We start from the raw sequence: 26,053 nt of genomic DNA on the forward strand, positions 1-26,053 counted from the left end.
AACCCTGCCGGGCTATTTCCCGGCCCCGCCTGCTGCCATCAGCTCGAGCCGCCGCAGGGTTTCCCGGTTCCGCACAGCGATCAGGGGATCGCGCAGGAACTTGGGCATCAGCTTTCCCGGACCGCGGACGGCGTCCTCGGAGATGGTGACCTGGCATTGCCCGCCACGGTCCTCCAGCGTGATGACGACCTTCGCCTCGCCCATCGGCCAGCCCCGGGCCACCACTTCCAGCCGGCGGCCCGGCTCGACGGCGGTCACCTGGGAGCTGTCGTCGATCACCAGCGGCCAGCCGCCCACGGAGTGGTGGAGGCGTGAGCCTGCTTCCGGCCACCGGTCGTCCACGGCACGGATCCGGGAGGTGCCCACTACCCAGCCGGAGTAGAGCCAGCCGTCGGCGATGACCCTCCACACATCGGCGGCGGGGGAGTTGAACAGCTGGGACACGGTGGACATGGTGTTCCTTTCTGTAGCGGCGAGGCTCGTCCCGCCCGGCGTATGGCCTGCGGGTGGGGATGATGCGGTTGCGGATGAGGCAGCGGCGGAATGTACGACGGCGGGAGGTGCCGGCCGCTGCGCTGCCCGGTAGGAGTGTTCCCTCAGGCGGCGGGTCCAGGCGTAGGTCTGGGCTCCCGGCGGCTGGTTCTCGAGGGGATTGAATCGAAGGGGAGTATCCGCCGGTTCCGGTTCTGCCCGCAGGCGGAGTTCGCCGCATTCGCGCCAGGGTCCCGTGGGTTTGGCCCAATAGAGGACCAGCACCCATTCCCCGGATGTGAGTGGCCCGGCCGGCAGCTCGCTGGTCCGCAGCCCCAGCAGCACCGGTCCTTTGCCGCCCCGGTACGGCATGAGTGTTGTGAAGGTGGCGCTGGCAACGTCCAGTTTCGGCTGGAGCAGGAACCTGCCGGGAAGCAGCCAGCCGGTGGAGGCAAACAGTACGTCGGTGATGACACCGGAGGACGGCGTGACGCGGAGGGCCAGGCCCAGGACGTCCGGAAGCTGCTGCGGCAGCCCAACGGATCGGGAGAACCGGGCCCTGACAGAGTCGATGCCGGGCGTATCGAGCCACTCCAGTCCGCTTGTTGCCCCGGAGCTGCCGGCCCTGGTCAGGTGTCCTGCCAGCCCGATGCCCTGCGGGTGGATGGGACGGTCCGGCCGGGCCAGCTTCAGCACCCGGAACATGGCGGCGAAGGCGCGGCCGGCCGCCTCCGTGACGGCGGGGGTTGCGTCTCCCGGTGCGGCACCATGGCCGCCGGGGGTTTGGTCTTTCGCTGCGGAGTGGGTCATGGTTCCTTCGTACCCCGAAACGGGCCGGAACTACATTCGGCCGAACCGTGACCGGATCAGGGCGAAGATTCCGTAGGCGATGAATCCGGCACCAATGGCCACCAGCAGGGTCGGGCCGAACGGGTGGTCTCGCAAAGCCTTGAGGCTGCCGTCCAGCCCGGTGGACTCCTCGGCGTTGTGCTTGGCGGCGGCGATCACGAAGAGCAGTCCGGTGAGGAACAGTGCTACCCCTTTGGCGATGTGGCCGGCAACGCCAAGGGTGTCGATCAGCCTGCCGCGCCGGGTGCCGTCAAAGTGGAAGAGCTCCTCCTTGAATCCGCGCCGGACCCCCTTGACCACAAAGTAGATGGCGATGCCGATGATGGTCAGGCCCAGGGCCACGAGTGCCCAGAGCCCCACCGGCGTCGCCATCAACGAGGCGCTGAAATCCCGGGTGCTTTCGCCGGAGTCCCCGCGCATCCCCACGGCGAAGCCCGCGAAGCTGAGCCCCACGCTGGTGTAGGCGATGGCCAGGAAGCCCGAGGAGATGAGCTTGGACAGCCGCTCCTTCCGCGGCAGCGGGCGTGCGCGGAGGGTTGCCTCGCTCGCCTGCCACAACCCCAGGCCGAAGCATGCCAGCACGCAGGACCACATCACCGCCGGGCCCCATGGGTTCGCGGCCAGCTGCTCGATGGCGCCCGTAGGTTCCGCTTCCCCGGGCTGTCCGAACGCTACGGCGATGGCGATGGCGCCGATGATCACGTGCAGCAGGGCCATGACGGCGAAGCCGGCCCGGGCCAGGACGTCCAGGGCGGGGTGGTTGGAGGCCTGCTCGACGGCGTCGGCGGCCTGGCTGATGGTGGAATCCCCGTCCGACATCCGTCAGCCGTTCATGGGCCCTTCGGCACGCAGCTTGTCAGCACCCGGTCCCTCCACGTGCACGGTGCAGCGGACCACAAGCTTGCCCGGCGCGTTGTCCAGTTCCACGAGGGAGTCGTCGGCACTGAGGACCGTAAACACCTGGGAGTCAGCCACGACGGAAACCCCTCTGGCCTTTGCGGTTTCCCGGGCATTGGCCAACGCCTCGTCCTGCAGGTTTCCTACGTATGCGTCTTCTTGTTCCCGCGCCGGATCACCAAATGCCCAGCCGAACAGCGTCCCTGTGTTTCCCATGGCCACGATATTACGCGTTCCGCCCGTGGAAGACGGGCTTTCGTAACATTAGTAAGTGTGCTTACCATAGGCGGACCATGACCTTGATGGGACACGGCAAGTGAAGTCCGCAGGCGCGGGATCTTAGGCAGCTCAACGATAGGAATGCACACCATGGCAGGAAATCTTATTGCCCGTTCAGTTCACGATCTCACGGCAGCAGCCTGGTTTGGCGGGTCCCTTATGGGCGCCGTCGGCTTGAACGGTGCGGCAGCGGAGGCGAAGGACCCGTCCGAGCGGACGCGGCTCTCCAGCGCCGGCTGGATGAAGTGGGCGCCGTTCCAGACGGCAGCATTTGCCTCGCACCTGGTGGCGGACCTCGCCATCGCCTGGGAGAACAAGGGCCGCATCGCCAAGCAGGAAGGCGTGGCGAGGGACACCGTCATCAAGACCGCGGTCACCGTGGTGGGCGCCGCGGTGACCCTGTACTCCGGCATCCTGGGCAAGAAGGTGGAGAAGCTGGCTGCCGAAGGGGCCGAGGGTGCCACTGAACCCCGGCCGGACGCTTCCGACGAACTGAAGGCCGCCCAGCAGCAGCTGAAGATGCTCCAGTGGGCCATCCCGGCCTTCGCCGGCGCCGTGATCGTCCTTGGCGCCAAGCACGGCGAGATGCAGCGGCCCAAGAACGTGTTCGCGGGCCTCCGCTCCTAACGCCGCAGGGCTGCCCCGCAGCCGAAGCAACAGACGCACGACGACGGTCCGGCACCCAGGTGCCGGACCGTCGTCGTACTCTGTCCCTGCGCTTGAGTTTTTGTCCAGATATGCAGGCCAAAACGCACTTCAACCCTGCATATCTGGACAAAAACTCCGGAGGCTAGATCGGTTTGGTGCCGGCCGGCGGGAGGTCCGGGTTCATGTCCTCGAGGTGCGGGTCTTCGGCCGTCCACACCTGGATGATGGCCCAAGTGACGGCCGCCAGTGGCACGGACAGGACCGCGCCGACGATGCCCGCCAGGATGGTGCCGGCCGTCAGGGCCATCAGGATTACCAGGGCGTGGAGCTGGAGCGACTTGCCCATGACCACCGGCTGGAGGAGGTCGCCCTCCAGCTGGTTGACCGCGATCACCACGGCCACCACGATCAGGGCCACCACGGGCCCGTTCGCCACCAGGGCCACGAGGGCGGCGAGGATGCCCGCCACCGTTGCACCCACCAGCGGAATAAAGGCGCCGAGGAAAACGATGATGGCCAGCGGGAAGGCCAGCGGCACCTGCATGATCAGCAGTGCCGTGCCAATGGCAACGGTATCCACCAGGGCCACGATGGCGGTGCCGCGGACGTAGCCGCCCAGGACCTCAAGGGTGCGGCTGCCCACCCGGCGCAGCTTCGCTTCGCGGGCACCATTGAAGGGGCGCAGGAAGAAGTTCCAGATCTTGGCCCCGTCCTTGAGGAAGAAGAACAGGATGATGACCATGAGGCTGGCGCCCGCAATGAACTCCGTGACCATGGACAGGCCGGTGATGGCGCCGGAGCGCACCTGGCTGCTGGTGGCAAAGTCGATGATCCCCTGCCGTGCCTCGGCAAGCTGCTGCTGATCGATGGGAATCGGGCCTGTCAGCAGGAACCGTTCGAACTCGTCCAGTCCCGACGACGCCTGCTGCGCCAGCTCGGCCCACTGGCTGCGGACCGAGAAGTAGATCACCGTGCCAACGCCTCCCAATACGAGCAAAAGCCCGATGAACGCGATGCCCGTGGCCAGTCCGCCGCGCATTCCCCGGCGGCGGAGCATGTTCACGAACGGGCCGATCGCGGCGGCCAGGATCAGCGCTATCAGGATGGGAATCACCAGGAGCTTGATCTGCATCAAGGCGTAAACGGAGACCACCGCCACGGTGAGGATCAGCAGTATCTGGGCCGAACGGATGCCCACCCTGCCCAGACCGTCGCCCCACAGCTGGGAGGGGGACTTGATGTCCCGCGGGACCCTGGTGGCCGGCCGCTTCGCGTGCGGAGTCCCTGCCAAGTCCGTCCCGGGTGAATCCGTTCCTGCCGGTTGCGCGGGCTCTTTGCCCAACTGGTGGTCGGTCAGGCGTGATGATCGCGCCATGGAAACTCCTCATCGTCAGCGGTGCCTGCAGCGCCGTGATGGGTGGCGCGCAGGACTACCTTCTTCAGATAGTAAGCCTACTGACCGATTAAGCCCTGAAGAAACCCCAAAGCCGCACTATCCGGCCAGCCACTCCGCGCAGGAGTTCAGGTTCCGGTCAACGGTGGCGACGGCGGCGTCCTCGTCCCGCGCTTCGATGGCATCCGCCAGGAGGTCGTGGCCCTCGTGCGGCCGGCCGTCGAAGCCGGGCCTGCGCTGCTGCTTAAGGAGGTCCTGGTGGAAGGCGCTGCCGAAACTGAGGTACAGCTCGTGCAGCAGGGGATTGCCGGAGGCCTGCGCCACCCGTTCGTGGAACCCCCAGTCCGCCCGCGCCCACGCCTCATAGTCTCCCCGCGTCCAGGCCTGGTCCCGGGCGGTGAGCAGGGCACGCAGGGCCGTGACGTCGTCGGCCGTGGCATGGCGGGCCGCCAGGCGGGCAGCCTGGGTGTCCAGGCCCAGCCGGACTTCCAGGATGTGCTGCTCGGTGTGGTCCTGGTACATGCGCCGGGCGGCGCCGGACAGTTCGCTGGTGGCACGGACATAGGTGCCGTCGCCGCGCCGCACCTCCAGCATCCCGCTGTGGGCGAGGGCCTTGATGCCTTCGCGGAGGGTGCCGCGCGAGACCCCCAGGCCGGCCATCAGCTCAGGTTCGGACGGGATGCGCTGGTGAAGGGGCCATTCGCCGGACTGCACCATGGCGCGCAGTTTGGCAGTGACCTCGTCGGCGAGCGGGGGGCGGGCGGAAGGACTCAGTGCCATGGCTGCTACTTCCTTCCCACCGCGTTGGTCATGGCCTTGCCCGTGATCAGGTGCGCCACCACGATCTGGGCCAGCGCCAGGGCAAGGAGGAGCAGGAGGGGAAGGGTCCAGCCGCCGGTGGCACTGTGCAGCAGCCCCATGCCGAACGGCCCCAGGGTGGCCAGCAGGTAGCCCGTGGACTGCGCCAGCGTGGACAGCGCCGTGGTTTCCGCGGTGCTCACCCCGCTGCGGCTGATCATCACCATCACCAGAGGGAAGATGCCCAGGCCAAACCCCAGCAGGGCGGCAGGAACAGCGGCCAGCCCCACCGGCAGGGCCAGCAGCGATGCCAGCCCGGCCACCATGGTGATGCTGACCAGGTAGAACGCAGGCCGCAGCATCCGCGGCCGGGAACCGATGGCGATCAGCACCATGCCCGCCGGGACGGAGACAAGCTGCATCAGCCCGAACATGAGCCCGCTGTCCGCGGCGCTCAGGCCCATGGTGGTCAGCATGTACGGGAACCAGCTCAGCAGGGCGTAGGCGAGCAGGGCCTGGAGCGTGAAGATCGCGGTGAGGAGCAGTCCCTTGCGGGTCCGCAGCAGCGGCCAGGGGGAGATCCGGCGCCCTGTTGCCCGGGGACTGTGCCGGTGCGCGTGCAGCGCCACGGGAAGGAAGCCCAGGAGCGCCGCCACGGCGGTGATGCCAATGGCGCCGACGGCGGCCGAGGGCGAGCCGAGTGCCTGCGCCAGGGGTACCACCGCGACGGCGGTGACGGTGGCGCCCGTGGTCATGGTCACCGTGTAGACGGCGGTCATCAGGGACGTCCGGTGGGCAAAGTGTTCCCGGATGAAGGAGGGCATGGCCACGTTGCAGACGGCCAGGCCGGACATGCCCAGCACGCTGCCGGCCACCAGCATGCCGGTGGCGGGAATGCCGCGCAGGAGGAGTCCGCCTGCCAGCATGGCAAGGGCCACCAGGATCGCCTTCTCCACACCCAGCCGGCCCGTCAGCCAGGACGTGCCTGCCCCGGCAAGCGCGAAGCACAGCGTTGGAATGGACGGGATGATGGCAGCCACCAGCGTGCCGTAACCCAGCACCGACTGCAGGTCGTGCAGCAGTGCCGACGCTCCGGTGATGCCCGCCCGCAGGTTCAGCCCGATGAGCACCAGCGCAATGACGCCGAACACGACGGCGGACCGGGGCTTGGCGTGGCCCGTTGCCAGGGCGGGGACGGGTGCTGCGGCGGCCGGGACAGGGGCCGACGGCGCTTGGGCGGCGGGAGGGTGCGGGGCGGACATCCCTCAAGCCTAAAGGTTAGACGTTTGATGTTTACAGTTCTGTGGCCAAGCTCTCCCGGCTCCGCGGCGGAGGGCAATAGACTGCCAGCGGGAGCCCGGACGCCATGGTCCGGACCCGTGCGCGGATGCGGAAGGGACAGCTTGTGAAGGCTTCGCAGGGACTTGAGATCGAAAAGAAGTACGACGTCGACGACGCCGCCGCCGTGCCCGCGCTGGACAGAGTTACCGGCGTGGCCAGGACGGGGGCACCCCACACCGCCGTCCTGGAAGCCGTGTACTTCGACACCGCCCGGCACATCCTCGCGTCCCGGCGGATCACCCTTCGCCGCCGCACGGGCGGAACCGACGCAGGCTGGCACTTGAAGCTGCCGCCGCTGGAATCCGGCGGCACCGCAACAGAACCCCAGCAGCGGCGGGAACTGCATGCCCCGCTGGGACAGCCCGGCGTGGTGCCGGACAGCCTGCTGGTCCACATCCAGGCGTACCTCCGCGGAGCGGCCGTGGCACCGGTGGTCCGGCTCGAGACCCGGCGCACCACCCACGCCCTCTACGGCGAGGACGGCGTGCACCTGGCGGACCTGGCCGATGACCGCGTGACGGCGGAGCGCCTGCACCCGGGACAAGGAGAAGGCGCCGGGCCCGGCGGGCAGCAGCAGTGGCGCGAGTGGGAACTGGAACTTGTCCACGGCGGGCCCGGGCTCTTTGCCCCGGCTGAGGAACTGCTGGTGCAGGCCGGCGCCCGCCCTGCGGGCCACGCCTCCAAGCTGGCCCGCGCCCTCGGGGGCGAAGCGGGCGGCCAAAGCACCCAGCAGGGCGGCACCCCGGACGGAAGCACCCCGGACCTTGCTGCCGGCAAGAAAGCGCCAGCGGCCGCCGTCGTCACCGTGTATGTCGCCGCGCAGATCCATGAAATCCTGGCCCAGGATCCGGGGGTCCGGCTGGAGGAACCCGAGTCCGTGCACAACATGCGCTCAGCGGTCCGGCGGATCCGTTCCGCGCTCGCGGCCTACCGCAAGCTCTACTCCGCCCGCCCGGTGCGGCATATGCGGGACGAACTGAAGTGGCTGGGCCAGGTGCTGGGCGGCCCGCGGGACGCCGAGGTCCTGCTGGACAGGCTCCGCGGGCACCTGGGTGAACTGCCGCCGTCCCATGGGGTTGCCGCCGCCAGTGACCGGGTGGAGCGCAAGGTGGGCGGCGCGTTCGACGACGGGTACCGGCATCTGCAGGAGGCACTGCGTTCGGACCGCTACTTCCGGCTTCTGGACGACCTCGAGGCCTTCCGGGACGCCCCACCGGTCCGGTCGGAGGCCGTGGCGCGGGGCCGCCGGGAGTCCGCGAAAGCAGTGGACAAGTCCGCCAGGCGGCTGCGGCGCTCGCACAAGGCGGCAACGCGTGCCAGGCGTGGGACGGACCACGAAAACGCCCTCCACCAGGTACGCAAGGATGCCAAGCGGCTCCGGCACGTGGCGGAAACGGCGGCCCTGGTCCGCGGCAAGCGCGCCCGGAAAGTGGCCAAGGCGGCGCAACGGCAGCAAAAGATCCTGGGCGACTTCCACGACGCCGTGATAGCCCGCGACCTGCTGGGCGCCATCGGTTCGGACACTGAAATGGCCGCCCCGGAGGCGGCGGCGCTGACCGCGCTGCGCACGCTCCAGGCCGAAGAGATGGCCGCGGCCGAGGCCAAGTACCTGAAAGTGCGCAGGAAATCCCGCGAGCTGCTGCGGCGCGGGGTTCTCTAGGCCCCGGGCGCTCCCGGCGCCGAGGCTACTTGCCCTGCCGCGCGCCCAGCCGGGCCACGGCCAGGGCCAGCCAGAGCTGGACCCGGTCCGTGGTGACGGCGGGGTCGTACCCGGTCAGCTCGGTGATCTGCGCCAGCCGGTAGCGGACCGTGTTCCGGTGCAGCGTGAGTTCCTCCGCGACGGCGGCCACCGAGCCGTTGTTGTTGAGGTAGCTCTCCAGAGTGGTCATCAGTTCCGAACCGTGTGCGGCATCGAAGGTACGCAGCGGGTTCAGGGACTCGTTGGCCATGTCAGCCAGCGGCACGTCCTCGCTGGCCAGCAGCAGCGACGTGAGGCTCAGCCGCTCGGGTTCGTTGACGGGCAAACCGTGGCTGGCGGCATCCCGGGCCTCGAAGTAGCTCCAGCGCAGGCCGTTCGGCTTGGTGTACGCCCCGCCGATTCCGATGGTCGCATGGAGGCCCGCCTCGGCGAGGTGGTCGCTCAGCTTGCGGGCCAGCGCAGGTGCGCCGCCGCCGTCGTCATTAATTACCAGCACCAGGTCCTTGCCCACGACGGCGGCCACGGCGTTCTCCAGTTCGCGCGGCACCGAGGTGCTCACCAGGGCTTTGTTGTGTGCGGCGGAGACGGCCAGCAGCACCACGTTCTTGCGGGTGCTGTTCACGCCCACGCCCGCCAGGCGCCGCTGGGCCTCGCTGGTTTCCAGGGCCCCGTGGATCACGTCCTCGAGGACCTGGCCGCACAATGCCCGCTGGGCCTGGCGCTGCTTGACCATGTTGTTCAGCTCCACGCTGATCAGGTTCTGGGCGTAGCCGATGATGCCTGAATCCTCGAATGGCTGGCGGACCCACAGGGTGCAGGCGTCCCGCCGGCCGGTGGGGACGGGGTAGGAGGACCAGGTGTCCGCTGAGGGAGGTTCGCTGCTGCTGTTGTAGAGCTGTGCCGTGAACTGGGTCAGGGCAACGTCGGTGCGCAGCATGCCGCCCAGGTGCTTGAGGAGTTCGGCGAGCCCGCCGCCGGTGAGCAGCGCCCGTGCCAGCACCTGGTGCCCGGCGATCAGCCGTTCAAGTTTTGCGTAGTGGTCCGCAGACTGGGCATCGGCCACGAGCTTGCCGATGGCGATGAAGGGCGTCTCGTAGGGGACCTCCACCACGGGCAGTCCCCAGCGGTTGGCTTCCGCCAGCAGGGCCGGGGGGACCGTCTCGTGGGAGAGCCCCACGCCGAAGCCGATGCCCACCGCGCCGGCCCGCTGCACCTGCCGGACAAAGCGCCGCTGTTCCGGGGCGGACCGCAGGCGCAGGCCGGTGGTGAGGATGAGTTCGCCGCCGTTGATGAAGCGGTGCGGATCCTCCAGTTCGGTCACTGCCACCCAGTTGATGTCCTGGTGCCAGGTGGTTTCCGCGAGCCCGGCTTTGGTCAGCTTCAGGGAGTTCACACCCAGGAGGGCGGCGAGGGAAATGGCCATGGATCAAGGATAAAGGGGTGCTGGGCAACCGCACTAAACAGGTTCAGGAAGGGTGTGCAGGTGGCTATTCACTGGGCAGGGGTGCTGGCATAGGCTCTAGGCAGTTCCATCCCTCCGCCCTGAATTCAGCCCGGGCGCGGACGGCCCCAACGAAAGAGGTTGCACACCGTGGTCCAAACCTTGCAGAACTTCATCAACGGGAAGTTCGTCACTCCTGCCGGCACCGCCCTGCTGGACATCGTGAACCCCACCAACGGCGAGGTCGTGGCGCAGTCGCCCGTCTCGGTGCAGGCCGATGTGGACGCTGCCATGACCGCGGCGAAGGACGCCTTCAAAACCTGGAAGCACGTCACCCCGGGCCAGCGGCAGCTCATGCTCCTCAAGCTCGCCGACGCCGTCGAGTCCAACAGCGATGAACTCGTGGAGGCCCAGCACCGCAACACCGGACAGGTGCGTTCGCTGATCGCTTCGGAGGAAGTGGCCGCCGGCGCCGACCAGCTCCGGTTCTTTGCCGGCGCGGCCCGCATCCTCGAGGGCAAGTCCGCCGGTGAATACTTCGAAGGCCACACCTCCTACGTGCGCCGCGAGCCCATCGGCGTCGTGGCCCAGGTGGCACCCTGGAACTACCCGTTCCTGATGGCCATCTGGAAGATCGGACCCGCCCTGGCCGCCGGCAACACCGTGGTGCTGAAGCCCTCGGACACCACGCCTGAATCCACCCTGGTGCTGGCCCGCCTGGCCGGTGAAATCTTCCCGGCCGGCGTCCTGAACGTAGTGCTGGGCACCGGCGAGACCGGCGCCATGATGGTGGACCACAAGGTCCCCGGCCTGGTGTCCATCACCGGCTCCGTCCGCGCCGGCATCGCGGTGGCCTCGGGGGCGGCCAAGGGCCTCAAGCGCGCGCACCTGGAGCTGGGCGGCAAGGCGCCGGCCATTGTGTTCAAGGACGCCGACATCAAGAAGAGCGCGGCGGCGATTGCCGAATTCGCGTTCTTCAACGCCGGGCAGGACTGCACTGCCATCACACGGGTGCTGGTGGAGGATTCCGTGCACGACGACGTCGTGGCGGCCATGGTGGAGCACACCAGGACCCTGCACACGGGCTCGCAGAACGACGAGGACAACTATTTCGGCCCGCTCAACAACATCAACCACTTCAACGCCGTCAGCTCCGTGGTGGAGAACCTTCCGGACAACTGCAAGATTGTCACCGGCGGCCACCGGGCGGGGGAGAAGGGCTACTTCTTCGAACCCACCATCGTCACCGGCGCCAAACAGACCGACGACATCGTGCAGAAAGAAACCTTTGGACCCGTCATCACGGTGCAGAAGTTCAGCACCGAGGAAGAGGCCGTTGAGCTGGCGAACGACGTGGACTACGCCCTGGCCTCGAGCGTCTGGACCAGCAACCACGGCACGGCCATGCGGCTCAGCCGGGACCTCGACTTCGGTGCCGTCTGGATCAACACCCACATCCTCCTCACCGCCGAGATGCCGCACGGCGGCTTCAAGCAGTCCGGCTACGGCAAGGACCTCTCCATGTACGGCGTGGAGGACTACACGCGCATCAAGCACGTGATGTCCGCCCTCGACTCCTAATTCCCCACCGCAGCAAACCCCAGGCTTCAAAGAAAGGCCTTCCCATGACCACCACAGCATCAGACATCACCTTCCGCCTGGAGCAGAAGCGCCGGGTCCAGGCTGACTTCCCCGGCCCCAAGTCCGTGGCACTGACGGAACGCCGCAAGGCAGTCGTCGCCGCCGGCGTCGCCTCCAGCGTCCCCGTCTACGTTGCGGACGCCGACGGCGGGATCATCCACGACGTCGACGGCAACTCCTTCATCGACCTCGGCTCGGGCATCGCCGTGACGAGCGTGGGCGCGTCCGATCCCGCCGTCGTCGGGGCCGTCAAGGAAGCCGTGGAGCACTTCACGCACACCTGCTTCATGGTCACCCCCTACGAGGGCTACGTGGCCGTGGCCGAGCAGCTGAACCGCCTCACCCCGGGCAGCCACGAGAAGCGCACCGTCCTCTTCAACTCCGGCGCCGAGGCCGTGGAGAACGCCGTCAAGGTGGCCCGCCTCGCCACCGGACGCGACGCCGTCGTGGCTTTCGACCACGCCTACCACGGCCGGACCAACCTCACCATGGCGCTCACCGCCAAGGCTATGCCGTACAAGACCAACTTCGGCCCGTTCGCGCCCGAGGTCTACCGCATGCCCATGAGCTACCCCTACCGCGAGGAAAACCCGGAGATCACCGGTGCCGAGGCCGCCAAGCGCGCCATCACCATGATCGAAAAGCAGATCGGCGGGGACCAGGTTGCCGCGATCATCATCGAACCCATCCAGGGCGAGGGCGGCTTCATCGTCCCGGCCGAGGGCTTCCTCCCTGCACTGGCCGCCTGGGCCAAGGAAAAGGGCATCGTCTTCATCGCGGACGAGGTCCAGTCCGGCTTCTGCCGCACCGGTGAATGGTTCGCCGTCAACCACGAGGGCGTTGTCCCGGACATCCTGACCATGGCCAAGGGCATCGCCGGCGGCATGCCGCTGTCCGCCATCACCGGCCGGGCAGACCTGCTGGACGCCGTCCACCCGGGCGGCCTGGGCGGCACCTACGGCGGCAACCCGGTTGCCTGCGCCGCTGCCCTTGCGTCCATCGGCTCCATGGAGGAGTACAACCTCAACGGGCGTGCCCGCCACATCGAGGAACTCGCCACCGGCCGGCTCCGCGAGCTCCAGTCCGAGCTCGGCGGTGCCGGCTCCTCGGTGATCGGTGACATCCGCGGCCGCGGCGCCATGCTGGCCATTGAACTGGTCCAGGCCGGCTCCAAGGAACCCAACCCGGAACTGACCAAGGCCGTTGCCGCTGCCTGCCTCAAGGAAGGCGTCATCATCCTGACCTGCGGAACCTACGGCAACGTGATCCGTCTGCTGCCGCCGCTGGTCATCACCGATGACCTGCTCAACGACGGCCTGGACGTCCTCGCCGCCGCCATCAGGGCCAACGCGTAACAGCCATAGGGAACCAGCGCCCCCGCAAGGGCGCACACAGCCCCAGGCCCCGGAGCGCATGCTTCCGGGGCCTGGGGTTTTTGTTACTCCAAAACCGATGCAAGCGGAATGTACTTCAGGTTGGACGTTGTCCCGCCGCTGTTCGCTTCGTCGTGGACCACCAGAAGTCCCTGCTCGAACTGCGGTCCTGCGTCCAGCGCCGTCACGTCCAGGCCGTCGGTTCCGGACACGCCGTCGATATCCCCGTTCCCGCCGACGTTGAACTTTTTGACGAACTTGTTGTCGCCGGAGCGCTCATAGACGGCGATGGTGGAGTCGCCCTGGCTGGACACGAAGAGGTGGCCTGATCCGCCGGGGCCGTAGCTGATGCCCATCCCCTCCACGTCTGCCACGAGCCGCCCTGCGCCTGCTTTGTCCACGGCGGTCCGTTGCTTACCAGCATCGGGTTCGGCGTTGTACTTCCACACGCCGACGTCCTCCTGCGCGACGTAGAGGTGCCCCAGCTCGTCGTCCGCCACGCAGCTTTCCGTGATGCTGCTGACCGGAAGCTCCCTGACGAGCTCCGCCTCCACCCGGCCTTCGCCGTCGTCAACCAACTCGAACTGTTGGATGGGCCCTTCCTCGTTCGGGGTGACAAAGGCGTAGAACTTGCCGCTGGCGCTGCTGCGGTACATGCAGAAGCCGTAGTTGGGCGCGAACGTCCTGATGCTGCCCGCCCCAACGGGTGTAAGTTCCCGGGTCTGTGGGTCCAGTGTCCACAGGGCCAGGGTGTCGTCCGTCCGGTTGTTCCCGCCCACCAGCACGGCCGCTTCCCCGGACAGCGGGAACCCTGTCCTCAGGTCGACGTTGCCGATCTTCCCGTCCGGACGGAAATGGATCATTGTGCCGTCCATCCCAAAGACACCGATTCCCCCGCCCGTGTCTGCCTTGTTGTCCGCGATCACCACGCTGTTGGCCGGATTGGCAGGGTCCACCCAGATGGCCGCGTCATCCGCCACGTCTCCTGACCCCGAGAAGCTGGACGTCTCTACCGCGGGTCCCCCTGCAGCCGGGGCCGGTGCCGATGTGGTGGGCGGGGAAGGTTCAGGGCTGGCAGGTCCGGGCGGCTGGTCCCCGGACGGGAGGCTGGTGATCAGTACCAGCGCCGCCAGGACGGCAAGCGCGAGGAGCGCGGCGACGGCGATCCGGATGCGAGTACGCCTGGTGTTTCCCGCGGAAGGAGATGTCATGTGCCCCGCTTTGCGCGTTTGGCCACCGAGTTCCTGCGCGCCGTCCCCAGCATGTCCACGGTCAGGACGGCCAGGGCCAGCCACACCACGCCGAACCCGATCCAGCGGTCCACGGTCATCGCTTCCCTGAACACCACGAGGGCAATGATGAACTGCAGGACGGGAGCGCAGTACTGGAGCAGGCCGATGGTGGTCATGGGCAGCCTGCGGGCGGAAGCGCCGAAGAACAGCAGCGGAACCGCGGTGATCACCCCGGACGCCACCAGGAGCCAGAAATGGCCGGGACCCTGCGTGGTGAGGGTGTCGGTTCCGGTCGCGGCCAGGAAGATCATGGTGGCCGCTGCGAAGGGGGCCAGCACCATGGTTTCCACGCTGAGGCTCGTGACGGCGTCCACCCGCGGCCCCACCCGTTTCTTGACGAAACCGTAAAGGCCAAAGCTGAACGCCAGGGTCAGTGCGATCCACGGGAGCTTGCCGTAGGAATAGGTCAGGACGCCCACCGCCACAAACCCGATGCCGACGGCGGCCCACTGCAGCGGCCGCAGCTTCTCCTTCAGGACAAACACGCCAAGCAGCACGGACACCAGAGGGTTGATGAAGTAGCCCAGGGACGCCTCAACAGCCTGTCCCGTGGTGACTCCGTAGGTGTAGGTGAGCCAGTTGACGGCGATCAGGAGGGCGGCCAGCGCCAGGGAACCGAACACGGCGCGGTTCCGGAGGGCCTGGGCCAGGGCGGACCAGGCGCGGGTAACTGTGATGAGGAGTGCGCAGAACAGCAGCGACCACACCACCCGGTTGGCCACGATCTCGACGGCGCCGGCCGGCATGAGCACAAAGAAGTACAGCGGGAGCAGCCCCCACAGCCCGTAGGCGGCGATGCCAAAGAGGACTCCCGCCGTCGTCTCCTTGTCCACTGCCTTGGGGCCCGCTGCCTTGCGGCCCACTGCCTTGGGGCCCGCTGCCGGGGAAGAAGCGCCGGCGGCAGCCGCGGGAGCCGGGGCGCTGGGGGAGGACGATCCGTCGGGAGAGGGCACGAAACCCATAACACCACCTCAGTGGCAGGTATTCCAGCCGGCAGGACATGCAATCCGGGAAATAGTCAGTAGGCTTGCTTTCATGACTTTCGTGAAGCGGCCGGGCACGGCCCTGTGAGGCTCCGCCGCAGCAACGCCGCAGGCCGGGGCTACCGCCGTGTCGCCGCCGGCAAGGGCTTCAGCTACCGGGACCTCGACGGTTCAACGCTGCCAGCCGGCCCTGTCCGGGACCGGCTGGAGAGCATTGGCATCCCGCCCGCCTGGACCGACGTCTGGATTGCCCCGTTTGAGAACGGGCACATCCAGGCCACCGGGCTGGACGCCGTGGGCCGGCGCCAGTACATCTACCATCCGGAATGGAGGGAGCGGAAGGACCGGGTCAAGTTCGACCGCGCCCTGCAGCTGGCCGAATCGCTGCCCGCCGCACGGCGCCGGGTCACCATGGACCTGCGCGGGGAGGGGTTCCCGCGCGAGCGGGTCCTCGCCGGCGCTTTCAGGATGCTGGACAGCGGGTCCCTGCGGGTGGGGTCCGAACGGTACACGAACGAGAACGGCAGCCACGGGCTGGCCACCCTGCTGTGTGCCCATGCGCAGGTACGCAAGGACCGGGTCCACCTGAGTTTCCCGGCCAAGAGCGGCAAGGACTGGGAATCGGAAATCCGCGACGCTGACCTCGCCGCCCTGCTGCGCCTGCTCAAGCGCCGCGGGGGGAACGCCAGGCTCCTGGCGTACAAGGAGGGCCGGCGCTGGCGTCCCGTCACCAGCGCGGACATCAACGCCTACGTGAAGGAGCGGACCGGCTCGGACTTCACCGCCAAGGACTTCCGGACCCTGCGCGGAACCGCGGCTGCGGCCGCCAGCTTGGCACGGACCGGCCCGCAGCGGACGGCCGCCAAGCGCAAGCGCGCCATCAGCCGGGCCATGATTGACGCGTCCGAGGTGCTGGGCAACACCCCGTCCATCGCCCGCAAGAGCTACGTGGACCCGCGCGTGCTGGACCACTACCACGAGGGCGAAACCATCGACCCCAAACGCCCGGACTCCGCCGAAGCCGAGCTCCGGGCGCTGCTGTACCGGGAAGGCGACGTGGTTCCGCTGGCGAAAAGCGGCTGAGGCCTAGAATAAGGGACTGTGCGCTACCTGTTCGGCGCGACGTCATGCATCAGATGATCAGTTCAGAAGGGCTTCCGGTGTCCAACCACAGCGAAACCACCTCTTCCCGCCCCCTCCGCGTTGCCATAGTGGGCGCGGGACCGGCGGGCGTCTACGCTGCGGATATCCTGACCAAGTCCAGCGGGGTCAAGGACGGCGACTTCGAGGTCAGCATCGACCTCTTCGAGGCCTACCCGGCGCCTTACGGCTTGATCCGTTACGGCGTGGCTCCGGACCACCCCCGCATCAAGGGCATCGTCAATGCCCTGCACAAGGTCCTGGACCGCGGCGACAACCGGTTCCTGGGCAACGTAACCTACGGCCGTGACCTCACCCTCCACGACTTCCGCGCCTTCTACGACGCCGTGATCTTCTCCACCGGCGCCATCAAGGACGCGGACCTGGACATCCCCGGCATCGACCTGCAGGGCTCGTTCGGCGGCGCGGACTTCGTCTCCTGGTATGACGGCCACCCGGACGTGCCCCGCGAATGGCCGCTGGACGCCAGGGAAATCGCCGTGATCGGCAACGGCAACGTGGCCCTGGACGTGGCGCGGATGCTGGTCAAGCACCCCGAAGAGCTGCTGAGCACCGAGATCCCGGACAACGTCTACGCCGGCCTGAAGTCTTCCCCGGTCACGGACGTGCACGTGTTCGGTCGGCGAGGCCCAGCCCAGGTGAAGTTCACGCCGCTGGAGCTGCGCGAACTGAGCCACATGAACGACGTGGACATTGTGCTCTACCCCGAAGACTTCGAATTCGACGAAGCCTCCGATGAAGCCATCCGCAGCAACAACCAGATCAAGACCATGGTGAACACCCTCACCAACTGGCTGGTTGAGGAACACACCGAGTCGGAGAACCCCTCATCCCGGCGGCTGCACCTGCATTTCCTGCACAGCCCGGTGGAAATATTTGCCGACGCCGAGGCGCCGGGCAAAGTGGGCGGCATCAAGTTCGAGCGCATGCAGCTTGACGGCACCGGCAATGTGAAAGGCACCGGGGAGTACATCGAGTACCCCGTCCAGGCGGTTTACCGGGCCATCGGCTACCACGGGTCCGCCCTGGATGAGCTGGAGTATGACGCCAAGCGGGGCGTCATCCCCAACGAAGGCGGACGCGTGCTCGACGCCGCGGGTAACCCGGTGCCGGGCATCTACGCCACCGGATGGATCAAGCGCGGACCGGTGGGCCTGATCGGCCACACCAAGGGCGACGCCCTGGAGACCATCGGCTTCCTGCTTGAGGACAGGCTTTCCCTGCCGCCGGCCCAGAATCCCGATCCCCAGGCCATCATCGACCTGCTGGAAGAGCGTGGCATCGAATACACCACGTGGGAGGGCTGGAACAGGCTGGACGCCCACGAGGCACAGCTCGGCGCGGCCTGGACCGGTCCGGAGGGCCTGGACCACGTGGTCCGGGAACGCATCAAGGTGGTGCCGCGCGAGGAGATGATCCGCATCTCGCGCGGCTGACCCACCCCGCCCCCCAGCTGGAGTTTTTGTCCACTTATGCAGGGTTAAAGGCCCTTTAACCCTGCATAAGTGGACAAAAACTCGAGGGCTAGGTGGGGGAGGGGGGCCGCGCTAGAATGGCCACCACCCCTTGGCCGGCAGCATGCGGCCATGCCCCTTGCAGACGGATTGCAGCAACCAGGAGTTCGATGACGAACCTCACCCAGCCCGGCGGCGGCGAGTCGCTGCAGCTCCGCGCCCTGGCCGCGCACGAGCAGCTCGACGGCGGCACGTTCGCCGATGCGCCTGAGCTGCCCGGCCTGCGTACACTGATCCGCGAATCCTGGCAGCGGTCGGCAGGCTTCAAGGCGAATCCGGACAACCCGGCGGCCCCGCTGGCCATGGACCTGGACGAACTGGACGACTACCGCAGGCAGCACCCCCTGGCCGCCATCATGCCGGTGATCAATAAACTCCTGGTGCAGCCAAGCCATGACAGCGGCCTGCTGGTGGCGGTGGGCGACGAAGTGGGCAGGCTGCTGTGGGTTGACGGGGACCCCGCGCTGCAGCGCCGGGCCGAGGGCATGATGTTCGTCCCGGGCGCCGACTGGTCCGAAGCCACCGTTGGCACCAGCGCGCCTGGTACCGCCCTGGCCCTGGGCCGCGGCATCCAGATTTCCGGTGCCGAGCACTACCAGCGGACGGTCCATCCGTGGAGCTGCACCGCTGTTCCCTTCCACGATCCGGATTCCGGTGCCGTCCTGGGTGTGGTGGACATTACCGGTACGGCCACGGCGGTGGCACCCCACACGTTGTCGCTCGTCGAGGCGACCGTGGCCGCCGCGCAGGCGCAGCTGCGCGTTGAACGGCTGCAGCTGGCTGCCTCGCTGGCCAGCAGGCCCGCGCGACGGCGGAGCCAGGGCAGCGCTTCCCGGTCACCGGGGGCAGGGGCGAAGGAAGGCAGCCTGTACCGCAACAGCCTCCAGCTGCTGGGCCGCGACCAGGCCCTCCTCAGCATCGAAGGCAAAACCGTGGTGCTGTCCGCCCGGCACAGCGAAATCCTCGCCCTGCTGAGCTCGCACCCCGAAGGACTGAGCGCCGAGGAACTCAGCGTCCTCCTGTACCCGGGCGACGGCTCCACCATGACCCTGCGCGCCGAGATGGTCAGGCTGCGCAAGGTCCTGCAGCAGCTCAACTCGGCCGCCGTGCCGGAGTCCCGGCCGTACAAGCTCAGCATGGACCTTGTGCCGGACAGCGGCCAGGTCCTGAACTGCCTGCAGCGCGGCGCCCACCGGATCGCACTCGAGATCTACCGCGGCGCCGTGCTGCCCAAGTCCGAGGCGCCCGGCATCATCGACCTTCGGGACAGGGTCTCGTCCCTGATGCGGGAAGCCGTCCTCACCGACGGCAGCGCCGAAACGCTGCTCAGGTACGCGGAGCTGCCGGAGGCGAGGGACGACGTCGGGGTCCGCCGTGCCGCCTTGAAACTGCTGCCTGCCCGCTCGCCCAAGCGTGCGGCCGTCGTCGCCGACCTCGAGCGGCTGGAAGCCGAACTCCGGGCCTGAGTTGTATTTGTGGTTGCGAATGTGGGCCCACGCCTGCAGGGTTCCCTGGCCGAGCTTGCGAGGTTAGGGGGCAGGTGGGGCGCAACCTGACTGCAACCTTTGCCCTCCTACGCTGAGTGCAACGGCGGACGCCATGACCCGGCCTCCGCCCCATGCACAGCAAAGGAGCTAGCAATGACTGTTTACGCCCAGCCCGGTACCGAGGGTTCGAAGGTCACCTTCAAGGACCGCTACGAGAACTGGATCGGCGGCGAGTGGGTGGCCCCCGTCAAGGGCCAGTACTTCGAAAACGTCACCCCCGTCACGGGCAAGGCCTTCTGCGAGGTGGCCCGCGGAACAGCCGAGGACATTGAACTGGCACTCGACGCCGCGCACAAGGTTGCACCGTCCTGGGGCAAGACCTCCGTGGCCGAGCGCGCCGCGATCCTGAACAAGATCGCTGACCGGATCGACGAGAACCTGGAAATGCTGGCCGTCGCCGAGTCCTGGGACAACGGCAAGCCCATCCGCGAAACCCTCAACGCCGACATGCCCCTGGCCGCGGACCACTTCCGCTACTTCGCCTCCGCCGTCCGCGCCCAGGAGGGCCGGCTCTCGCAGCTCGACGACGACACCACCGCCTACCACTACCACGAGCCGCTCGGCGTCGTCGGCCAGATCATCCCCTGGAACTTCCCCATCCTGATGGCCGTCTGGAAGCTCGCTCCCGCGCTCGCCGCAGGCAACGCCGTGGTGCTCAAGCCCGCCGAGCAGACGCCGTCGTCCATCCTGGTCCTGATGGAGCTCATCGGCGACCTGCTCCCCGCCGGCGTCCTGAACGTGGTCAACGGCTTCGGCGTCGAGGCAGGGAAGCCGCTCGCGTCCAGCCCCCGCATCCGCAAGATCGCCTTCACGGGCGAGACCACCACTGGCCGGCTGATCAGCCAGTACGCCAGCCAGAACCTGATCCCCGTCACCCTTGAACTCGGCGGCAAGAGCCCCAACATCTTCTTCAACGACGTCGCCCAGGAAAACGACGCCTTCTACGACAAGGCACAGGAAGGCTTCGCGCTGTTCGCCTTCAACCAGGGCGAGGTATGCACCTGCCCGTCCCGCGCCCTGGTCCAGGAAGACATTTACGAGTCCTTCATGGCCGACGCCGTTGCCCGCGTGGAGAAGATGGTGCAGGGCAACCCGCTGGACACCGAGACGCAGGTGGGCGCCCAGGCATCCAACGACCAGCTAGAGAAGATCCTGTCCTACATCGACATCGGAAAGCAGGAAGGCGCCAAGGTCCTGACCGGCGGCGCCCGCGCCGAACTGCCCGGCGACCTCGCGGGTGGCTTCTACGTCCAGCCCACGGTCTTCGAGGGCCACAACAAGATGCGGATCTTCCAGGAGGAGATCTTTGGCCCGGTGGTGGCCGTGACGAAGTTCAGCGACTACAACGACGCCATGGGCCTTGCCAATGACACCCTGTACGGCCTCGGCGCCGGCGTCTGGTCGCGCAACGGCAACGTCGCGTACCGGGCGGGCCGGGAAATCCAGGCCGGCCGTGTCTGGGTGAACAACTACCACGCCTATCCGGCCGGGGCCGCGTTTGGCGGCTACAAGTCCTCAGGCATCGGGCGTGAGAACCACTCCATGATGCTGGACCACTACCAGCAGACCAAGAACCTGCTGGTCAGCTACAACGAAAACAAGCTCGGCTTCTTCTAGAAGCCGCCGCTGCACCCCCGCTCCAACCCAGCTACAACGACGCAAGGATTTCGCCAATGACGACGAGAATGCAAGCAGCAGTAGTAACCGAATTCGGCCAGGACCTCCAGGTCCAGGACCTCGAGATTCCCACCCCCGGTCCGGGACAGGCACTGGTCAAGGTCCTGACCACCGGCGTCTGCCACACCGACCTCCACGCGGCAGAAGGCGACTGGCCCGTCAAGCCCTCACCGCCCTTCATCCCCGGCCACGAGGGCGTGGGAGAAGTGGTGGCCCTCGGCGAGGGCGTCACGGACCTGGCTGTCGGTGACCTGGTGGGCAACGCCTGGCTCTGGTCTGCCTGCGGCGACTGCCAGTACTGCCGCACCGGCTGGGAAACGCTGTGCGAAGCGCAGAAGAACGCCGGCTACAGCGTGGACGGCTCGTTTGGCGAGTACATGCTGGTGGACTCGCGGTTCGCCGCCCGCATACCGGCGGGATCCGACCCCGTCGAGGTGGCGCCGGTGCTGTGCGCCGGCGTCACCGTCTACAAGGGCCTGAAGATGACCGAGGCCAAGCCCGGCCAGTGGGTCACCATCTCCGGCATCGGCGGCCTGGGCCACATCGCGGTCCAGTACGCGGTGGCTATGGGCCTCCGGGTGGCGGCGGTGGACATTGCCGACGACAAGCTCGCCCTGGCGAAGGCCCACGGCGCCGAACTGACGGTCAACGCCCTGCACGAGGACCCGGTGGAAGTCATCCAACGCGAAACCGGAGGTTGCCATGGCGTCCTGGTCACGGCCGTGCACCCGTCAGCGTTCGGCCAGGCCATCGGCATGGCACGCCGTGGCGGGACGATCGTGTTCAACGGGCTGCCGCCGGGCGACTTTCCCGCACCGATCTTCGAGATTGTGCTCAAGGGCCTGACGGTCCGCGGTTCGATCGTGGGAACCCGGCAGGACATGGAGGAAGCGCTGGACTTCTACGCGCAGGGCAAGATCCACCCCACCGTGTCAGTGCGGGAACTCTCGGAAATCAACGCGGTGCTCGACGAGATGAAGCACGCCAAGATCGACGGCCGCGTGGTCCTGAGGTTCTGATGCCGGACACGCTGAAGGCCGCGGTGACGCTGCCCGGAGAGGAGTTCTCCCGGGTGGCGCTCACCCCGGCCGCCGTGCAGCTGCTGCGGAAACTGTGGCTCCAGCACGGGCCGCTCATGTTCCACCAGTCCGGCGGCTGCTGCGACGGGTCCTCGCCCATGTGCTATCCGGCGGGCGACTTCATCACCGCGGAAGCAGACGTGCTGCTGGGCCTCTTCGACCTCTCCGACGGACTGGAACCGCGGCCGCTGGAATTCTGGATGTCACGGGAACAATTCAGTTACTGGAGCCACACCCATCTCACGGTGGATGTGGTGGCGGGGCGGGGAAGCGGGTTTTCCGTGGAGGCGCCGGAGGGCAAACGGTTCCTGATCCGCTCCACCCTCATGGACTGGCCTGCCTAGTAATTCGGCCGAAGCACGCTTGGGACCCTCCAACCGGAGGGTCCCAAGTGCGTTCACCGCAACAAAGTTTGGCACATCGCGGATCTCACCATTCGGAACAATTCGTCCCGTCCATTGGATGGACACTAGCGTTAGGAGGTCTGTTTCCAGCCGAAACCAGGATTGTGATTCCCCTATGAACCTTCTCCGGACCAAATCCATCGAGCAGTCGATGGCCGACGCCGATGAGCCCGGACGCAAGCTCAAGCGCTCCCTCAGCACCTGGGACCTGATGATCATGGGCGTCGCGGTGGCTGTCGGCGCCGGCATCTTCTCCGTGGGCGCCAAAGCGGCAGCCAACTTCTCGGGACCGGCCGTGACGCTGTCCTTTGCCGTCGCCGCGGTCACGTGCGCGCTGGCCATCATGTGCTACGCCGAGTTCGCCACCGCCATCCCGGTGGCAGGCTCCGCCTACGTCTTCACCTACGCCACCATGGGCGAACTCCTCGCCTGGATCATCGGCTGGAACCTGATCCTGGAACTCTTCACCGCGGCGGCAGTCATCGCCAAGTACTGGGGCATCTACCTCAGCAAGGTGTTCGCCCTCATGGGCGCCGACATTCCGCCGGCGGTCTCCCTGGGCGGGGTTGACCTTTACTGGGGCGCCTTCCTGATCGTCGCCGTCTTCACCGTGCTGCTGGTCCTTGGCACCAAGCTGTCCGCCCGCGTAGGCAACATCTTCACCCTCATCAAGATCGGCGTCGTCCTCTTTGTGATCGTGGTGGGCTTCACCTACGTGAAGTTCGAAAACTACGCCCCGTTCGTTCCCGCCGCTGAGCCCACCGGCGGCACGGGCACCGCCGACGTCCTCAAGCAGTCGTTCTTCGGCTTCCTGACCGGGGCCGCGCCGGCCCAGTACGGCACCCTGGGCATCTTTGCCGGGGCCGCGCTGGTGTTCTTCGCGTTCATCGGATTCGACGTGGTGGCCACCTCCGCCGAGGAAGTCAAGAACCCGCAGAAGACCCTGCCGCGCGGGATCTTCGGCGGACTGGCCCTGGTGACCCTGCTCTACATCCTGGTCTCGCTGGCCCTGACCGGCATGGTGTCCTACACGCAGCTGGCCGAAGCCGAGAACCCCACCCTCACCACCGCCTTCGAAGCCGTAGGCGACACCTCGGCCGCCAAGGTCATCGCCTTCGGCTCGCTGGTGGGCCTGACCACCGTGATCATGGTCCTCCTCATGGGCCTGTCCCGCGTGGTTCTCGCCATGAGCCGCGACGGCCTCCTGCCCCGGGCGCTGTCCAGGACCAGCGAGAAGCGTTCGACGCCGGTGCGCCTCCAGGTCATCTGCGGCGCCGCCGTTGCACTGGTGGCCGGCCTGACCAACGTGGACCTGCTGGAGGAAATGATCAACATCGGAACGCTGTCCGCGTTCGTGGTGGTAAGCCTCGGCATCCTGGTGCTCCGCAAGAAGCGCCCCGACCTGAAGCCCGCCTTCCGCGTCCCCTTCGGGAAGGTCCTGCCCATCGTGTCCGCAGTGCTGTGCCTCTACCTCATGACCAACCTTGCGGTGGAGACGTGGATCTTCTTTGCCATCTGGCTGGTCATCGGCATGGCGATCTACTTCGCCTACGGCCAGCGCCACTCCCGCCTCAACGAGCGGTTCGGCGACGCCAGCAGCGCCGTCAACGGAACGGCTTCCGGCGAGGTGCGCGACGGCGACGAGCTCACCCGCGTCTGACCCCTTTCCCCGAATGCCCGCCCAGGCCTGCCCGGGCGGGCATTCGCATGCCGGCTTCTAGGATGGAGCCGCCACCTAGGATTGGACTTATGGCCCGCCCCACACGACACGAACGCAAGGCCGAGCTCCTCGCCGCCATCCTTGACTATTTGATGGACAAGACGCTGGCTGAGCTCACCTTCCGGAGCCTGGCCGACGGCCTGGGAATGAGCGCCTACGTGCTGGTGTACCACTTCGGAAGCCGCGACCAGCTCATCAACGACATCGTTGTTTCCATCGAGTCCCGGCTGGACCGGATGCGCAACACCGACGTGCGGGACATCGACCGCGCCGCCTGGCGGGACTTCCTGCTGGATTCCTGGCAGTGGACCATGGCGCAGCGCAACCGGCACCTCACGCGGCTCGAATTTGAAGCGACGGCGCAGGACATCGTTGCCGCCGAGCCGCGGGGAACGTCGCAGGAACACTTCCGGATGCTCCACCACAAGACCCGCGACTGGCTGATGGTCCAGGGGATACCGGAGGAATTCGCCGATACGGACGCGCGGCTCTTCACCTCCACCTTCTACGGACTCCAGTTCGACTTCGTGGTCATGAACGAGCCGGAGGCAGCCACGAAGGCCTTCGAACTGATGCTCACGGTCTTCTTCAACAACCTTGAGGCCCGGTTGGCGGCCAGCGGACAGGACGGCTGAGCAGCCCTGCCCTCCGGACTCCCTTGCGCCGCGACGGCGGCAGCACACTGCCGCTGGGTGTCCCTTACGCCGCCGTCTCAGAGCTGTAACAATGAGCCGTATATGGGTGGCCTGACGGTCGTACCGTGATTGAATCAGAGTAATCGAACGATTGTTCGAATGGCGAACACCAGGGCTAGGGAACGCAGAAGTTCCCAGTCATGTGCACGAAGGAGTGAACATGAAACGTCGTCTTATTTCCGTCCTCGCAGCAGCCTCCATCCTTGGACTGGCGGCCTGCGGAAGCGGCTCGCCCAGTTCCACGGGAGGCGGAACCGCGCCCGCCACCGGGGGCGGGGAAGAAGGTTTGACCAAGGTCAGCGTGGGCGTCATCCCCATTGTCGACTGCGCGCCCATCTATCTCGGTGACAAGCAGGGATTCTTCAAGGAAGAGGGCCTTGAGCTGGATATCCAGACAGCCACCGGCGGCGCGGCGATTGTCCCCGGCGTGGTCAGCGGCAGCTTCGACTTCGCCTTCTCCAACCTGATCTCGGTCATGGTGGCCAAGGACAAGGGGCTGGACCTGAAGTTCGTGGCAAACGGCGCCTCCACCACGGGTGAAGAGGGCAAGGACATCGGCGGTGTCGTTGTCCCGGCCGGATCGGACATCCAGTCCGCCAAGGACCTCGCCGGGAAAACTGTTTCCGTGAACAACCTCTCCAACATCGGCGACACCACCATCAAATCTGTCATCGAGAAGGACGGCGGCGATCCCAGCGGGGTGAAGTTCGTGGAAGTCGCCTTCCCGGACGCCCCCGCGGCGCTGGCCAACAAGCAGGTGGATGCAGCATGGATCCTCGAGCCGTTCCTGTCCAAGGCCGTGGATGAAGGCGGAACTGTGGTGTCGTCGAACTTCGTGGAGATGAGCCCGGAACTCGATATCGCCGGCTACTTCACCAAGGGCGACACCATCAGCGGTAAAGCCGACCTGACGGAAAAGTTCACCCGCGCCATGAACAAGTCCCTGGAATACGCCCAGGAGCACCCGGACGAAGTCCGCGAGATCGTGGGCACGTACACCAAGATCGACGAGGCCACGCGGGCGAAGATGATCCTCCCGCGCTACCGCGTTGAGTTCGACGAGGGCGCGTTCAAGACGCTGGGCGACGCGGCAGCCAAGTACGGCACGCTCTCCACAGCCCCCAGTGCGGACGACCTCCTCCCGTGAGTCC

Annotated in this window: 22 protein-coding genes; 13 read left to right on the plus strand and 9 right to left on the minus strand. The window is 67.1% G+C overall.

The genetic code is table 11. The features are described from left to right. Window positions 1-12: 12 nt before the first annotated feature. Genes IEX43_RS20210 through IEX43_RS05990 form a run of 3 tightly spaced genes read right to left on the minus strand, consistent with a single transcriptional unit; the run spans window position 13 to window position 2,433 of the window. Window positions 13-1,281 (minus strand): SRPBCC family protein, encoded by a 1,269-nt coding sequence (locus tag IEX43_RS20210; RefSeq protein ID WP_229666337.1) that lies wholly within the window; start codon window positions 1,279-1,281, stop codon window positions 13-15. A gap of 30 nt (window positions 1,282-1,311) precedes the next feature. Then, window positions 1,312-2,139, minus strand: a complete 828-nt coding sequence (locus IEX43_RS05985) for a DUF1206 domain-containing protein (RefSeq protein ID WP_188809518.1) — start codon at window positions 2,137-2,139, stop codon at window positions 1,312-1,314. A 3-nt stretch (window positions 2,140-2,142) separates the two neighbouring features. Continuing rightward, window positions 2,143-2,433: a hypothetical protein gene (locus IEX43_RS05990; RefSeq protein WP_188809519.1), complete on the minus strand. Its 291-nt coding sequence runs from the start codon at window positions 2,431-2,433 to the stop codon at window positions 2,143-2,145. Window positions 2,434-2,586: 153 nt separating this feature from the next. On the opposite strand from IEX43_RS05990, the gene IEX43_RS05995 reads away from it, so the two are divergent. After that, window positions 2,587-3,123: a hypothetical protein gene (locus IEX43_RS05995; protein WP_188809520.1), complete on the plus strand. Its 537-nt coding sequence runs from the start codon at window positions 2,587-2,589 to the stop codon at window positions 3,121-3,123. 163 nt (window positions 3,124-3,286) lie between these two features. On the opposite strand, the gene IEX43_RS06000 is transcribed toward IEX43_RS05995, so the two are convergent. From IEX43_RS06000 to IEX43_RS06010, 3 genes are all read right to left on the minus strand, one after another. Then, complete coding sequence (locus IEX43_RS06000) at window positions 3,287-4,519, minus strand: AI-2E family transporter (protein WP_188809521.1); 1,233 nt, start codon at window positions 4,517-4,519, stop codon at window positions 3,287-3,289. 117 nt (window positions 4,520-4,636) lie between these two features. Further along, window positions 4,637-5,317 (minus strand): FadR/GntR family transcriptional regulator, encoded by a 681-nt coding sequence (locus tag IEX43_RS06005; protein WP_188809522.1) that lies wholly within the window; start codon window positions 5,315-5,317, stop codon window positions 4,637-4,639. 5 nt (window positions 5,318-5,322) lie between these two features. Beyond that, entirely contained in the window at window positions 5,323-6,597 is a 1,275-nt protein-coding gene (locus tag IEX43_RS06010; RefSeq protein ID WP_188809523.1) for an MFS transporter, read from the minus strand. 143 nt (window positions 6,598-6,740) lie between these two features. Between IEX43_RS06010 and IEX43_RS06015 the strand changes: the two genes are divergently transcribed. Continuing rightward, complete coding sequence (locus IEX43_RS06015; protein ID WP_188809524.1) at window positions 6,741-8,336, plus strand: CYTH and CHAD domain-containing protein; 1,596 nt, start codon at window positions 6,741-6,743, stop codon at window positions 8,334-8,336. 25 nt (window positions 8,337-8,361) lie between these two features. On the opposite strand, the gene IEX43_RS06020 is transcribed toward IEX43_RS06015, so the two are convergent. Next, window positions 8,362-9,798, minus strand: a complete 1,437-nt coding sequence (locus IEX43_RS06020; protein ID WP_188809525.1) for a PucR family transcriptional regulator — start codon at window positions 9,796-9,798, stop codon at window positions 8,362-8,364. A 168-nt stretch (window positions 9,799-9,966) separates the two neighbouring features. Between IEX43_RS06020 and IEX43_RS06025 the strand changes: the two genes are divergently transcribed. Both IEX43_RS06025 and gabT read left to right on the plus strand, forming a co-directional pair. Further along, window positions 9,967-11,397, plus strand: coding sequence for a gamma-aminobutyraldehyde dehydrogenase (locus IEX43_RS06025; RefSeq protein ID WP_188809526.1), 1,431 nt, complete (start codon window positions 9,967-9,969; stop codon window positions 11,395-11,397). Between the two features lie 44 nt (window positions 11,398-11,441). Continuing rightward, window positions 11,442-12,812, plus strand: a complete 1,371-nt coding sequence (gene gabT / locus IEX43_RS06030) for a 4-aminobutyrate--2-oxoglutarate transaminase (protein WP_188809527.1) — start codon at window positions 11,442-11,444, stop codon at window positions 12,810-12,812. Window positions 12,813-12,895: 83 nt separating this feature from the next. Here gabT and IEX43_RS06035 read toward each other — a convergent pair whose 3' ends face one another. Together IEX43_RS06035 and rarD are read right to left on the minus strand one after the other, a co-directional pair. Continuing rightward, the gene (locus tag IEX43_RS06035; protein ID WP_188809528.1) at window positions 12,896-14,041 is read right to left on the minus strand and encodes a phytase; all 1,146 of its coding nucleotides are present in this window, start codon (window positions 14,039-14,041) and stop codon (window positions 12,896-12,898) included. After that, window positions 14,038-15,084 (minus strand): EamA family transporter RarD, encoded by a 1,047-nt coding sequence (gene rarD, locus IEX43_RS06040; RefSeq protein WP_188809529.1) that lies wholly within the window; start codon window positions 15,082-15,084, stop codon window positions 14,038-14,040. Before rarD ends, IEX43_RS06035 begins: the two co-directional genes overlap by 4 nt. Window positions 15,085-15,189: 105 nt before the next feature. On the opposite strand from rarD, the gene IEX43_RS06045 reads away from it, so the two are divergent. From IEX43_RS06045 to IEX43_RS06085, 9 genes are all read left to right on the plus strand, one after another. Beyond that, window positions 15,190-16,188, plus strand: coding sequence for a DNA topoisomerase IB (locus IEX43_RS06045; protein WP_188809530.1), 999 nt, complete (start codon window positions 15,190-15,192; stop codon window positions 16,186-16,188). A 53-nt stretch (window positions 16,189-16,241) separates the two neighbouring features. Then, window positions 16,242-17,702, plus strand: coding sequence for an FAD-dependent oxidoreductase (locus IEX43_RS06050; RefSeq protein ID WP_377102815.1), 1,461 nt, complete (start codon window positions 16,242-16,244; stop codon window positions 17,700-17,702). A 188-nt stretch (window positions 17,703-17,890) separates the two neighbouring features. Next, entirely contained in the window at window positions 17,891-19,246 is a 1,356-nt protein-coding gene (locus tag IEX43_RS06055) for a helix-turn-helix domain-containing protein (RefSeq protein WP_188809531.1), read from the plus strand. Window positions 19,247-19,420: 174 nt separating this feature from the next. Next, the gene (gene exaC, locus IEX43_RS06060) at window positions 19,421-20,944 is read left to right on the plus strand and encodes an acetaldehyde dehydrogenase ExaC (protein ID WP_188809532.1); all 1,524 of its coding nucleotides are present in this window, start codon (window positions 19,421-19,423) and stop codon (window positions 20,942-20,944) included. A gap of 56 nt (window positions 20,945-21,000) precedes the next feature. Further along, window positions 21,001-22,023, plus strand: a complete 1,023-nt coding sequence (gene adhP, locus IEX43_RS06065) for an alcohol dehydrogenase AdhP (RefSeq protein WP_188809533.1) — start codon at window positions 21,001-21,003, stop codon at window positions 22,021-22,023. Continuing rightward, window positions 22,023-22,427, plus strand: coding sequence for a DUF779 domain-containing protein (locus IEX43_RS06070; protein WP_188809534.1), 405 nt, complete (start codon window positions 22,023-22,025; stop codon window positions 22,425-22,427). The genes adhP and IEX43_RS06070 overlap by 1 nt, the downstream gene beginning before the upstream one ends. Before the next feature lie 175 nt (window positions 22,428-22,602). Then, window positions 22,603-24,147 (plus strand): amino acid permease, encoded by a 1,545-nt coding sequence (locus IEX43_RS06075; protein WP_188809535.1) that lies wholly within the window; start codon window positions 22,603-22,605, stop codon window positions 24,145-24,147. 89 nt (window positions 24,148-24,236) lie between these two features. Further along, the gene (locus IEX43_RS06080; RefSeq protein WP_188809536.1) at window positions 24,237-24,842 is read left to right on the plus strand and encodes a TetR/AcrR family transcriptional regulator; all 606 of its coding nucleotides are present in this window, start codon (window positions 24,237-24,239) and stop codon (window positions 24,840-24,842) included. Window positions 24,843-25,062: 220 nt separating this feature from the next. Further along, complete coding sequence (locus IEX43_RS06085; protein ID WP_188727281.1) at window positions 25,063-26,049, plus strand: ABC transporter substrate-binding protein; 987 nt, start codon at window positions 25,063-25,065, stop codon at window positions 26,047-26,049. The last annotated feature ends 4 nt before the right edge of the window (window positions 26,050-26,053 follow it).

The organism is Pseudarthrobacter polychromogenes (assembly GCF_014644495.1).
Taxonomy (GTDB): domain Bacteria; phylum Actinomycetota; class Actinomycetes; order Actinomycetales; family Micrococcaceae; genus Arthrobacter; species Arthrobacter polychromogenes.

What these genes read in the sequence shown, in the direction of transcription:
- IEX43_RS06020 (WP_188809525.1), bottom strand. Translation starts at nt 9,798, where the DNA reads ATGGCCATTTCCCTCGCCGCCCTCCTGGGTGTGAACTCCCTGAAGCTG.
- IEX43_RS06055 (WP_188809531.1), top strand. Translation starts at nt 17,891, where the DNA reads ATGACGAACCTCACCCAGCCCGGCGGCGGCGAGTCGCTGCAGCTCCGC.
- adhP (WP_188809533.1), top strand. Translation starts at nt 21,001, where the DNA reads ATGACGACGAGAATGCAAGCAGCAGTAGTAACCGAATTCGGCCAGGAC.
- IEX43_RS20210 (WP_229666337.1), bottom strand. Translation starts at nt 1,281, where the DNA reads ATGACCCACTCCGCAGCGAAAGACCAAACCCCCGGCGGCCATGGTGCC.
- IEX43_RS05985 (WP_188809518.1), bottom strand. Translation starts at nt 2,139, where the DNA reads ATGTCGGACGGGGATTCCACCATCAGCCAGGCCGCCGACGCCGTCGAG.
- rarD (WP_188809529.1), bottom strand. Translation starts at nt 15,084, where the DNA reads ATGGGTTTCGTGCCCTCTCCCGACGGATCGTCCTCCCCCAGCGCCCCG.
- gabT (WP_188809527.1), top strand. Translation starts at nt 11,442, where the DNA reads ATGACCACCACAGCATCAGACATCACCTTCCGCCTGGAGCAGAAGCGC.
- IEX43_RS06035 (WP_188809528.1), bottom strand. Translation starts at nt 14,041, where the DNA reads ATGACATCTCCTTCCGCGGGAAACACCAGGCGTACTCGCATCCGGATC.
- IEX43_RS06080 (WP_188809536.1), top strand. Translation starts at nt 24,237, where the DNA reads ATGGCCCGCCCCACACGACACGAACGCAAGGCCGAGCTCCTCGCCGCC.
- exaC (WP_188809532.1), top strand. Translation starts at nt 19,421, where the DNA reads ATGACTGTTTACGCCCAGCCCGGTACCGAGGGTTCGAAGGTCACCTTC.
- IEX43_RS06085 (WP_188727281.1), top strand. Translation starts at nt 25,063, where the DNA reads ATGAAACGTCGTCTTATTTCCGTCCTCGCAGCAGCCTCCATCCTTGGA.
- IEX43_RS06075 (WP_188809535.1), top strand. Translation starts at nt 22,603, where the DNA reads ATGAACCTTCTCCGGACCAAATCCATCGAGCAGTCGATGGCCGACGCC.
- IEX43_RS06070 (WP_188809534.1), top strand. Translation starts at nt 22,023, where the DNA reads ATGCCGGACACGCTGAAGGCCGCGGTGACGCTGCCCGGAGAGGAGTTC.
- IEX43_RS06000 (WP_188809521.1), bottom strand. Translation starts at nt 4,519, where the DNA reads ATGGCGCGATCATCACGCCTGACCGACCACCAGTTGGGCAAAGAGCCC.
- IEX43_RS05995 (WP_188809520.1), top strand. Translation starts at nt 2,587, where the DNA reads ATGGCAGGAAATCTTATTGCCCGTTCAGTTCACGATCTCACGGCAGCA.
- IEX43_RS06010 (WP_188809523.1), bottom strand. Translation starts at nt 6,597, where the DNA reads ATGTCCGCCCCGCACCCTCCCGCCGCCCAAGCGCCGTCGGCCCCTGTC.
- IEX43_RS06050 (WP_377102815.1), top strand. Translation starts at nt 16,242, where the DNA reads ATGATCAGTTCAGAAGGGCTTCCGGTGTCCAACCACAGCGAAACCACC.
- IEX43_RS06005 (WP_188809522.1), bottom strand. Translation starts at nt 5,317, where the DNA reads ATGGCACTGAGTCCTTCCGCCCGCCCCCCGCTCGCCGACGAGGTCACT.
- IEX43_RS05990 (WP_188809519.1), bottom strand. Translation starts at nt 2,433, where the DNA reads ATGGGAAACACAGGGACGCTGTTCGGCTGGGCATTTGGTGATCCGGCG.